The sequence below is a fragment of the Streptomyces sp. NPDC059524 genome (assembly GCF_042749255.1).
GTDB classification, from domain to species: Bacteria; Actinomycetota; Actinomycetes; order Streptomycetales; family Streptomycetaceae; genus Streptomyces; species Streptomyces xanthii.
On the sequence record NZ_JBHYTK010000281.1, the window covers coordinates 1 to 4,289 of the forward strand.

Consider the following 4,289-nt stretch of genomic DNA (forward strand, 5'->3'; position numbering starts at 1 on the left):
TCGCCGCGCCTTCCCCAGATGAAAGGCGCCCCGCACCTGGATCGGGGAAATGCGACCCGAAGGGTCTGCATTTCAGGGGCGCGGGGCTGTGACATCAGCGGCTCCGCCGCGGGGCGCGAGAAGCCCCACCGGCCCGCAGCCGGGAGCCGGACCGGATCAGGCAGCCTCGATGGCCGACCGCAGCGTCGGGTGCTTGAAGGTGAAGCCCGACTCCAGGAGTCGCGTCGGGACCGCGCGGGTGGAGCCGAGGACATCGCCCGCCATTTCGCCGAGCACCGCACGGAGCGCGAACTCGGGGACGTTGAGGACGGCGGGCCGGTGCAGGACGCGGGCCATCGTGGACGTCACCTCCCGGTTCGTCGCCGGGTCCGGAGCCGTGAGATTCACCGGCCCGGACAAGGACTCCTGCTCCAAGAGGAACCGCAGGGCCGCGACGTGGTCGTCGAGGGCGATGAACGACCAGTACTGCCGACCGTCCCCGAGCCGCCCGCCGAGCCCGGCCCGGAACAGCGGGAAGAGCCTCCCCCACGCACCCCCGCGCCGCGCCACGACGAGCCCCGTCCGCGCGAGCACCGTACGGATCCCGGCCTGGTGCGCGGCCGCCGTGGCCGCCTCCCACTCGACGCACAGGGACGGCAGGAACCCCTCCCCCGCGGGCGCGGACTCGTCGACGACGCGGCTGCCGGTGTCGCCGTAGTAGCCGACGGCGCTGCCGTTGAGGAACACGCGCGGCGGCGTCGCGAGCGAGGCCGCGGCCTCGGCGAGCGCGGTCGTGCCGAGGACCCGGCTGTCGTGCAGCTCGCGCTTGTACGCGGCGGTCCAGCGCCGGTCGCCGACCCCGGCCGCCGCGAAGTTCGCGATCGCCTCGCAGCCTTCGAGGCCCGCCGTGTCGACGCGCATGCGGCGCGGGTCCCAGCGCACCTCGCCGTCCGCGCGCGGGGCGCGCCGCACCAACCGCACCACGTCGTGTCCGTCGGCGGTCAGGGAGCGGACGAGGGCCGAGCCGATGAGCCCGGAGGCGCCCGCCACCGCAATTCGTGTCATGGCTCCATCCTGCCGGTCGTACAGTGAGCCGCATGTCAGATCCAGGGCCCCACATACGTGTCGCCGCGCCCGAGGACGAGGAGGCGCTGGGGCGCCTCGACCGGGCGACGTGGTCGACCTTGCACGCGGTCAAGCCGCGCGACCAGCCCCCGTACCAGCCCTTCTTCACCGAGCGTTTCGGGCCGCGCGACCACCTGGTGGCCGAGCTCGGCGGCCGCCTCGTCGGGTACGTCCGGGTCGGTTTTCCGACTCCCCTGGACGCGAACGCGCATGTCCGCCAGATCCAGGGCCTCGCCGTCGACGAGTCGGCGCGCGGCCGGGGCGTCGGCCGGCTGCTGCTGCGGGCGGCGGTCGGGGAGGCGCGGCGGCAGGGAGCCCGCCGGCTCACCCTGCGGGTGCTGGGGCACAACACCCCGGCCCGGAAGCTGTACGAGGCGGAGGGCTTCGTCGTCGAAGGGGTGCTGCCGGAGGAGTTCCTGCTGGCCGGGGAGTACGTGGACGACGTGCTGATGGGACGCTCGCTGCTGCCGTGACGGCGTGCGGCGGTGCCCGACTCGTAGCAGGCTCGTAGCAGGGCGTCGGGTCCACGCGCCGCCCGTCCGCCGCGAAGGGAGCCCCGGTATGGACTGGCCCGTCGCGCGCCGCCGGGACCGGGAGGAGCGCACGTGGCTGCGCGGGGCGCCGCCGCCGCGCTGGGTGCGGGTGCTGCCGTGGGTGCTCCTGCTGCTCCTCTGTCTGGTGCAGCTGTTCACGGAAGACCGCATCGAGCTGGGTTTCCTGCTGGCGGCGATCCCTCCGCTGGCCTCGCTCTCCTACGGGTCGGCCGCGACGGCGTTGATCGGCGGGCTCGTGGTGCTGCTGCTGGCGGTGCCGGCGTCGAATCTCGGGCGGCCCGGCAACAGCGACGTGGTGACAGTGCTGTTCGTGGCGCTGCTGAGCGTGGTCATCTCCTGGGTGCGCAGCCGGCGCGACGAGCAGCTGGTGACGGTCCGCACGGTGGCGGAGGCGGCCCAGTTCGCGGTCCTTCCGCCGCTGCCGGAGAAGGTCGGGTCGGTGCGCTGCGCGGGTCTGTACCGAGCGGCGCAGCGCGGGGCGCTGGTGGGCGGGGACTTCTTCGACGTGCGGCGCGGACCGAGCGGGGTGCGGGCGGTGGTCGGCGATGTGCAGGGGCACGGTCTGTCGGCGGTGGGCACGGTGGCGGGGCTGCTCGGCGCGTTCCGGGAGGCGGTGCTGGACCGGCGGGAGCTGGTGGGGGTCGCGGCGCGGCTCGACCGGCGGCTCGTGGTGGACGCGGGGCCGGATGAGCACACGGAGCTGTTCGCGACGGCGGTCCTCTTCGAGTTCCCGGACGGCTCCCCCTTCGTACGGGTGATCAGCTGCGGCCATCCGCCGCCGCTGCTGCTGCGGAAGGGGCGGGTGACGGAGCTGCCGGTGCCGGCCGGGGCGCCGCTGGGTCTCGGGGTCGCGGGCGTCGCGCCGCCGGAGGTGCTGACGGTGCCGCTGGAGGCCGGTGACCGGCTGGTGGCGCTGACCGACGGGGTGACGGAGGCGCGCAACGGGGCGGGCGAGTTCTATCCGCTGGCCGCCCGGCTGCCGGGGCTGATGGACGCGGACCACGAGGATCCGGGCGAGCTGACGGACGCGGTGTGGCGGGACGTGGTGCGGTTCGCGGGGACGGTGCGGGACGATCTGACGCTGTTGGTGTTCGCTCCGGAGGACCCGGATGTGCCGGACGCGGCGTGAAATGTGAACGTAGGGCCCATGACTTACCAGGGACTCGCGCCTCGACCGCGGCGCGTCGCGGTCACCGCTTCCGTGCTGCTGCTGCCGTTCGCGCTGGCCGCGTGCTCCGACGACGGCTCGGCGACGCCGCCGCCCGCGGCCACTCCCGCGGCCACGGCGAGCGGGGCGCGGTGCGCGACGGATCCGCTGCCCTCGGGCGTGGACGCCGGTACGGGCACGGCGGGGACCTCCGTCTACACAGTGGACAGCGAGATGGCGACGGCGCCGCGCGGCAAGCCGTTCGGGGCGCGGACCGCGGATCGGTCCGCCGTGCTGGTGTCCGGCGGGGGGACGCTGAAGACGCGGGACTCCGGGGTCCGCAAGAGCGGCGCGACGACCTCGGCGGCGGCCTCGGGCGACCGGGGGCTCAACGCGGCGGTGCTGGTGCGCGACGGGAGCGGGCTGACGCTGTCCGGCGGGGAGATGAACACGGCGGGGCGGGGGTCGACCGGCGTGTTCGTGACGGGCGAGGACAGCTCGGCCACCATGAGCGCCAACCGGATCACGGCGACGGGCGGGTCCGCGCGCGGCGTCACGGCCGCGCACGGGGGCCGGCTCGAACTGCGGTACACGGAGCTGCGGACGGCGGGCTCGCAGTCGGCGCCGGTCGTGGCGGGGCCGGGCGGCGGGGAGGTCACGGTGTCCGGCGGCACGATGACGTCGGCGGGCTGCGGGTCGCCGGGCGTGCAGACGGCGGGCACGGTGGCGCTGTCGGGCACGCTGTTCACCGTGGCGAACTCGGAGGCGTTCACGCTGGAGCCGGGCGGGGTGCTGACCCTGAAGAACGTGCGCTCTTCGGCGGCCGCGGGCGGGGTGCTGCTGCGGGGCTCGGGCGAGACCTCGTTCGAGATGACCGGCGGGTCGATCGAGGCGGCCGAGGGTGACCTGTTCACCGTGCGGGAGAGCGTCGCGGACGTGCGGTTGCGGGGGCGGGCGCATCTGACGACGGACGACGGGGCGCTGCTGCGGGTGAAGGACGGCGGGTCCGTGACGTTCTCGGCGCGGGACGAGAAGCTGCGCGGGGACGTGCTCGTGCCCGACGGGTCGGCGTCGGTGCGGCTGGAAGGGGCGTCGAAGCTGACGGGGCGGGTCTCGGGGGCGTCCCTGTCGCTCGGGCGCGGCACGAAGTGGTCCGTGGACGGGGACTCCAAGGTGGAGGAGCTGGAGCTGCGGGACGGGGTGAAGGTGTCCGACGTGCTGGTCGGGAACGGGTCGGACGTCACGTACGACCGTGCGGCCAGTCCCGATCTCGGCGGCCGCAAGTACCGCCTCCCCGGGGGCGGAACGCTCCGGCCGGCTTGATCCGCCGGTTCGTCTGCGGGGTGCCCTCGTCGGGCGGCTGCGGGTCCGTGGGGGCTGGTCGCGCAGTTCCCCGCGCCCCTGAAATGCAGACGCTTCGCGTCGCATTTCCCCGATGAGGCACCGCCCCTATGGAGATCGCGCACGAAGTGCGCATCTCCCGG

General features: G+C 74.8%; 4 protein-coding genes. 3 read left to right on the forward strand and 1 reads right to left on the reverse strand.

The features are described from left to right. Positions 1-156: 156 nt before the first annotated feature. Positions 157-1,044: a TIGR01777 family oxidoreductase gene (locus tag ACFW9D_RS37955; protein WP_384630006.1), complete on the reverse strand. Its 888-nt coding sequence runs from the start codon at positions 1,042-1,044 to the stop codon at positions 157-159. Between the two features lie 32 nt (positions 1,045-1,076). On the opposite strand from ACFW9D_RS37955, the gene ACFW9D_RS37960 reads away from it, so the two are divergent. The 3 genes from ACFW9D_RS37960 (at position 1,077) to ACFW9D_RS37970 (ending at position 4,128) form a co-directional block, all read left to right on the forward strand. After that, positions 1,077-1,577, forward strand: a complete 501-nt coding sequence (locus ACFW9D_RS37960; RefSeq protein WP_188339324.1) for a GNAT family N-acetyltransferase — start codon at positions 1,077-1,079, stop codon at positions 1,575-1,577. Positions 1,578-1,665: 88 nt separating this feature from the next. Next, positions 1,666-2,787 carry a PP2C family protein-serine/threonine phosphatase gene (locus ACFW9D_RS37965; RefSeq protein WP_384630008.1) on the forward strand — a complete coding sequence of 374 codons (1,122 nt, stop codon included), beginning with the start codon at positions 1,666-1,668 and terminating at the stop codon, positions 2,785-2,787. 18 nt (positions 2,788-2,805) lie between these two features. Continuing rightward, complete coding sequence (locus ACFW9D_RS37970; RefSeq protein WP_384630010.1) at positions 2,806-4,128, forward strand: hypothetical protein; 1,323 nt, start codon at positions 2,806-2,808, stop codon at positions 4,126-4,128. Positions 4,129-4,289 lie beyond the last annotated feature (161 nt).